This is a genomic window from Egibacteraceae bacterium (genome assembly GCA_035540635.1).
In the GTDB taxonomy this organism is placed as follows: Bacteria; Actinomycetota; Nitriliruptoria; order Euzebyales; family Egibacteraceae; genus DATLGH01.
Genome location: DATLGH010000014.1, coordinates 47,174 through 53,615 on the forward strand (window position 1 = coordinate 47,174; position 6,442 = coordinate 53,615).

Here is a 6,442-nt window from a genome sequence, read left to right on the forward strand (position 1 = left end):
CTCACACGTAGCCCCGGGGGGTGACCATGCGGCCGCCGGCGACGAACGTCTGGCTGCTGCCGACCACGACCGTCGTCGTCATGCCGACCTGGTCCGCGTCGAGGTCGGCCAGCGTCGTGAGCTTCACCCGCTGCCCCGGCCGGTAGGCGTCGGTGACGATGCCGACGGGGGTGTCGGGCTTGCGGTGCTCGAGCAGGAGCAGGCGCGACTCGTCGAGCTGCCACCGCCGCCCGCGGCTGCGGGGGTTGTAGAAGGCGACGACGAAGTCGCCCTCGGCGGCGGCGCGCACCCGCCGGCGGATCACCTCCCAGGGGGTGAGCAGGTCCGACAGCGAGATCGCGCAGTGATCGTGACCGAGCGGTGAGCCGAGCAGCGCCGCCGCCGCCGCCGCCGCCGTGACCCCGGGGACGACCGTCACGTCGATCCCCTCCGCGTCGGCCCGCTCCGCGAGGCGCTCGAGCGCCGGGGAGCCCATCGCGTAGACCCCGACGTCGCCCCCCGACAGCAGGGCGGTGCTGCGCCCGGCGGCGGCGGCGGCGACGGCCTGGTCGGCGCGGGCGACCTCGTCGCCGACCGGCGAGGCGTGGACCACGGCACCCGGACGGATCCAGCCGCGGACGCGGTCGATGTACTGGTCGAGGCCGACGACGACCTCGGCTGCGGCGATCGCCTCCCGCGCCGCGGGGGGCACGAGCGCCGCGTCGCCGGGCCCGGTCGACACGAGCGCGAGCCGGCCCGCCACCGGCAGGCGGGCCACGGCGACGGTGGCCATGGCCGCGGTGCCGGGGCGCGACGGCGACCGGCGTTTGGGCACGAGCAGCGTTCCCCCGGCTACGAGGGCGGCCGCCTCGGCGACGCTCGGGGTGCCGACCGCGACCGCGACCGCCGCGCTCGGGTGGGGCACGGCGACGCCGGCGAGCCGCTCGGCGGGGTAGGTCACGACCGGCCAGCCGCGGGCGGCGGCGGCGGCGAGGATCCCCGGCTCGTCCGCCTTCGCGTCGACTGTCGCGAGGTGGGCGACGCTGCGGGGGGACAGTCCCGCCCCGGCGAGCGCAGCGTCGAGCGCGGCGCCGACCTCCTCGGCCGACGCGCCGCGGGACGCGCCGACGCCGACGACGAGCGACGGGGGCCGGTAGATGACCGCGGGGCGCGGCGGGTCGACGAGCTCGTCGGTGACGCAGATCAGCGGAGGCTCTGCGCCGGCGAGGTCGTCGACGTCGACGACCGTGCCCGGGAGGGGTTCGGCGGGCCACGGGCGAGCGCGCCACCGCCGCACCGGCTCACCGCCGACGAGGGCGGCGCCGACCGCGGCGAGGTCGGCGACGTCGGGGTCGACCCGCAGCCCGGTCGTGGCGCCGTAGCGGTCGAGGCCGGGCAGCCCGAGCATGTCGCTCGCGGTCGTCACGACCGCCTCCGCGCCGAGCGCGTCGGCGACCCGGCGGGCGAGCTCGTTGCCGCCGCGGTGCCCCCCGGTGACGGTCACCGCGTAGCGGGCCGCGTCGTCGACGGCGACGACGGCCGGGTCGGTGCGCTTGTCGGCAAGGTGCGCCGCGACGAGGCGGACCGCCGCGGGGGTCGCCATGCAGAGCACGAGGGCGTCGGCGCCCGCCCAGGCCTCGGCGACGGCCTCGCGCAGCGAGCCGGCGGCCTCGTGCACGCGGGCGCCCGGCAGCGCGCCGGCGAGGTGCGCGGCGTGCCGACGGCCGGCGGCGGTGGCGGCGAGCAGCACGACCGTCACGGCGGCGACCCGTTTGGGGGCTCGTCGCCGCCCGCCGCCCGGCGCGACGTCTGCGCGGGCGGGTCGGCGGGCCGGTGCCCGGCGACGAGTACGACGGGGTTCTGGGCGGCCAGGCGATGCCCGGCGCCGAGGGGCGCGAGGCGCGCGGCCGACAGCTGGGTCGCCCGCACGTCGAGGCCCGCGCCGGCGAGCGCGGCGAGGGTGGGCGAGACCCGCTCGAGCGTGGCGAGGGCCACGACGACGCAGCGGCTGGCGCGGGCGGCGGCTGCGTCGAGGATGGCCGGCAGCGCCTGGCCGCCGCCGCCGACGAAGACCGCATCAGGGTCGGGAAGCAGGGCCAGCGCGCCGGGCGCACGGCCGGTTACGACCTCGACGGGCACGCCGTGGCGGCGGGCGTTCGCCGCGGTGCGCGCGAGCGCGTCGGGGTCGGCGTCGACGGCGACGACGGCCGCCCCGAGGCGGGCGGCCTCGACGGCGACCGCGCCGCTGCCCGCGCCGACGTCCCAGACGAGGTCACCGGGTCCGGGCCCGAGCCAGGCGAGCGCGAGGGCGCGCACCTCGGCCTTCGTGATCATGCCGGCGCGGTGGTCGAAGCTCGCGTCGTCGAGCGCCCAGCGGGTGGCGCTGGCCCGCGGCGGGGCGGACCAGCCTCTGCCGGCCGGCTCCGCGGCCGGGTCGAGGACGACGACGACGTTGGGGTCCGCCCAGGTGCGGTGGAGGGCGTCCTCGGCGGGCAGGCGGGTGATGCGCTCGTCGTCGTGGCCGAGGCGCTCGGCGACGACGAGCTGCCTGCCGAGGCCTGCGAGCGCCGCACCGATCTCGGCGGGGCCGAAGGCGGGCTCGGTGAGCACCGCCACCTTCGGGAAGCGCCGGCAGACGGCGAGTGCACGGTGCGGCGGCCGACCGTGTGCGGAGACGACATGGGCGTCGTCCCACGCGACCCCGGCCGCGGCGAACGCCGTGGCCACCGACGACACCGCGGGGACGACGACCAGGTCGTGCCCACGGGCGCGGAGGGCCCGCACGACGCCGAAGTAGCCGGGGTCGCCGGAGGAGAGCACGACCGCCGGCCGGGGCGCCGCGTCGAGCGCGGCGAGGGTCGCGTCGAGGTCGGCGTCGACCACCTCGACGCGCGCGCCGGCGGGCAGCGTGTCGCGCACCGCCGCGACGTGGCGGGGCCAGCCGACGACGAAGCGGGCGTCGGCGAGCGCCTTCGTCGCGGCCGGCACAAGGGGCCCGCCGTCGACGCCGACCACGGTCACCGGCGCGCTCACGGCTGCGCCCGCCATCCGGCGCTGGCGGCCACCGGCTCGAGGGTGTCGAAGTCGACGAGCACGGCGTCGCAGATCACGCGACCGCCGGTGAAGCGGGTGAGGTTCGCGGCGACGCGCTCGCACAGCAGGTCGCCCACGGGGCCTGCGAGGCCGGCGTCGCGCCACAGCTCGTAGGCGTGGCGCCCGGTGTTGGCCCGCTCGACCGCGCCGGCGAGCTCCGCGCCGCCGCCGGCGTCGGCGGTGAGGCACGCGAGGAGCGACAGGTCCACCTTCGAGCGGGTGTAGTGGGTCATCATCACGCCCGCCGCGAGCTTCGTGAGCTTGCCGGCCATGCCGACGAAGACCCCGCGGGGGATGGCGCGCTCGGCCGCGCGGGCCAGGGCGGCGCCGGTGAAGTCGCCGACCTCGACGAAGCAGGCCTCGGGCAGCTCGGGCAGCAGGCGCATCGCGGCCCGCTCGGTGCGCCCCCCGGTGGCGAGGACGACCGTGGCGGCGCCCCCCGCGGCCATGACGTCGACGGCCTGCACGACCGACGCTCGCCACGACGCCGTCGAGAACGGCCGCACGACCCCCGTCGTGCCGAGGATCGAGATGCCCCCGACGATGCCGAGCCGGCGGTTCGTCGTTTTGGCGGCCATGCGCTCGCCGCCGGGGACGCTGATCGTGCAGGCGAGCCCGAGGGGGGCTCGCACCTCGGCGACGGCGGCGGCGATCATCTCTCGCGGCATGCCGTTGATCGCCGGGCCGCCGACCGGCAGGCCGAGCCCGGGCTTGGTGACCGTGCCGACCCCCGCCCCGCCGTGGAAGGCGATGCCGGGGTCGCCGGTCGGGGCGAGGCGGACGACGAGGTGGGCGCCGTCGGTGCAGTCGGGGTCGTCGCCGGCGTCCTTGACGACGACCGCCTCGGCCCAGCCGGCGCCGGCGGCCGTGCGCTCCACCGGCAGGGTCGCGCGCCGCCCGCCGGCGTGCAGGCCCGGCGGGGCGACGAGCCCGTCCCCGCCGGCGTAGGGCTCGGGCAGCGGGATCTCGACGCTGCGGGGCGCGGGCCGGCCGGCGAGCACGGTCGCTGCCGCCTTCGCGGCCGCGGCGGCGCACGCACCGGTCGTCCAGCCGGTGCGCAGCGCCCGGTCGCGCACCTTCGCGGTGCGCGGCAGGTCGGGTTCGCGCAGCTCGGGACGCACGAGCCTCACCGCGCCCTCGGCTCGCGGCCCGCGGGCACCGGCGCGTGGCCGGTGGGGGTGCGGAAGGCGTGCGCGAACGCGGGGTCGTAGAGGTAGCTGCGGGTCCCGCCGGCCTCGAGCGCCCGGCCGACGAGGATGAGCGTGTGGCGGACGAGCCCCGCGTCGCGCAGCGTGGCCGCGAGCGCGTCGAGGCGGCAGCGCAGCACCCGCTCCTCTGGCCACGTCGCCCGGTACACCACCGCGCAGGGCGTGTCGGGCGGGTAGCCGCCGGCGAGCAGCTCGGCCTGGACCCGCCGTCCCCGCTTGGCGGACAGGAACAGCGCCATGGTCGTGCCGTGGGCGGCGAGGGCGCGCAGACCCTCGTTGCCCGGCGTCGGCGTCGCGGTGGCGAGGCGGGTGAGGATGACCGACTGGGCGACGCCAGGCACCGTGAGCTCCCGCCCGAGGGCGGCCGCGGCGGCGCCGAGCGAGGACACCCCCGGGACGATCTCCCAGTCGAGGCCGCGAGCGGCGACCTCCTCGATCTGCTCGCCGAGCGCGCCCCACAGCGACGGGTCGCCCGAGTGCACGCGGGCCACGACGAGGTCTTCGGCGGCGGCGCGGTCGTAGACGGCGCAGACGTCCTCGAGCGTGAGGCCGGAAGAGTCGACGAGCTCCGCTCCGCGGCGGGCGTGCGCGGTGACCGCCTCCTCCATGACGAGGCTCGCGGCCCAGACGACGACGTCAGCGGCGGCGAGCACCCGGGCGGCGCGCAGCGTGAGGAGGTCGGGGGCGCCGGGGCCGGCGCCGACGAACCAGACCTTCCCGCGGGTCAAAGCCGGCCTCCCCGCTCGCCCCGCGGGCGGGTGACGATGACCGTGGACAGGTAGGGGGCGGCGCCGGTGGCGGGCAGCCCGCCGACGGTCTCGCCGTCGAGGCCGAGCCTCGCGCCGAAGACCGCGTCGGCGGTGCGGCCCGCGTCGGCGACGACGGCGCGCACGCGGGGCAGGTGCCGCCCGCCCTTGTAGGTCACGACGGTGTCGTGGGCGTCGAGGGCGGCGGCGAGCCGTTGCGCGCCGGCGGTGAACGGCAGGAGCGCGACGGTCTGGGTGCCCTCGGCGAGGACCAGGCCGGCGCGTGCGGCGAGGTCCTGCATCGCGGTGATGCCCGGCACGCTGTCGATCACCGGGCCGGGGGCGAGGGCGCGGACGGTGTCGGCGAGGTAGGTGAACGTCGAATAGAGGTTGGGGTCGCCGATGGTCGCGAAGGCCGCGTGCCCGCCGCCGGCGAGGACCACGGCGACCGCCTCGCCGGCCGCGTCCCAGCTCGCCTGCCGCGCCGCGGGGTCGTCGCCGAGTGCGAACGTCAACCGGGTCACCCGCTGGTGGCGGGCGTGGGCGAGCACGACCCGCTCGGCGTAACCGGGCTCGCCGGTCGCGGCCACGGGCACGAAGACCCGGTCGGCGGCCTGGAGCACCTCGACGGCGCGCACGGTGACGAGGCCGGGGTCCCCGGGCCCGACACCCACGCCGGTCAGCCGCCCCGTCACCGTGGAGGTCATGCGCGCACCGCCTCGCGCGACCGCGCCGCCGCCGCGACGAACCGGGCGGCGACGGCCGGGGTGGCGGCCCAGTGGGTGTGGAGGTAGCTCGCGTGGACGTTGCCGGTCACGTGGCCCTCGCGACGCCCGTCGTCGTGGCGCCATGCGGGACCTGGGCCGGCGGGCGGGGTGACAGCCGAGTAGTGGAACTCGTGGCCGCGCACGACCGCGCCGGCGGGCCACAGGAACGACCCGTTCGCGGCGGTCGCGGCGCGATAGCCGAGGGTGCGGCGCCCCGCAATGGTGGCGTCGGCGGGTACCACCCCGCACATGGGCCGCCCGTCGAGGGTGCGGCAGAGGTAGAGCAGACCGCCGCACTCGGCGTGGACCGGCCGGCCGGCGGCCGCGTGGGCGGCGACCGCGGCGCGCAGCGGCGCGTTCGCGGCGAGGGCGTCGGCGTGGGTCTCGGGGAACCCCCCGCCGAGGTAGAGCCCGTCGGTGCCAGGCGGCAGCGCCTCGTCGATGGTGGGGTCGACGTCGACGAGCTCGGCGCCGGCGGCGGCGAGCAGCTCGCGGTTCTCGGGGTAGGCGAACGAGAACGCGCTGCCGCCGGCGACCGCGATGCGGGCCCTCGCGCCGCCGGCCGCCGGGGGCGGTGACGGGCCCGCGGACGGGTCCGCCAGTGGCGCGCCCACCGTGCTGCCCGTCGGCGCGACCTTCGACCCGGTGC

Annotated in this window: 6 protein-coding genes; all 6 read right to left on the minus strand. The window is 78.7% G+C overall.

Translation table 11 applies throughout. The features are described 5' to 3' along the window. Position 1: 1 nt before the first annotated feature. On the minus strand, positions 2-1,738 hold the full coding sequence (gene cobJ, locus VM324_02830) for a precorrin-3B C(17)-methyltransferase (protein ID HVL98207.1): 1,737 nt from the start codon (positions 1,736-1,738) through the stop codon (positions 2-4). Then, entirely contained in the window at positions 1,735-3,012 is a 1,278-nt protein-coding gene (cbiE, locus tag VM324_02835; GenBank protein ID HVL98208.1) for a precorrin-6y C5,15-methyltransferase (decarboxylating) subunit CbiE, read from the minus strand. Before cbiE ends, cobJ begins: the two co-directional genes overlap by 4 nt. Continuing rightward, a complete protein-coding gene (locus tag VM324_02840) occupies positions 3,009-4,202 on the minus strand; it encodes a cobalt-precorrin-5B (C(1))-methyltransferase (protein HVL98209.1) in 1,194 nt (397 codons plus the stop codon). The genes cbiE and VM324_02840 overlap by 4 nt, the downstream gene beginning before the upstream one ends. Further along, entirely contained in the window at positions 4,199-5,008 is an 810-nt protein-coding gene (gene cobM / locus VM324_02845) for a precorrin-4 C(11)-methyltransferase (protein HVL98210.1), read from the minus strand. Before cobM ends, VM324_02840 begins: the two co-directional genes overlap by 4 nt. After that, positions 5,005-5,733 (minus strand): precorrin-2 C(20)-methyltransferase, encoded by a 729-nt coding sequence (gene cobI / locus VM324_02850; protein HVL98211.1) that lies wholly within the window; start codon positions 5,731-5,733, stop codon positions 5,005-5,007. Before cobI ends, cobM begins: the two co-directional genes overlap by 4 nt. Further along, a partial coding sequence (locus VM324_02855; GenBank protein ID HVL98212.1) for a hypothetical protein occupies positions 5,730-6,442 on the minus strand: 713 nt, incomplete at its 5' end. The genes VM324_02855 and cobI, both read right to left, overlap by 4 nt.

Excerpts from the sequence above, each read along its gene's own strand:
- cobI (HVL98211.1), bottom strand. The coding sequence starts at position 5,733 with ATGACCTCCACGGTGACGGGGCGGCTGACCGGCGTGGGTGTCGGGCCC.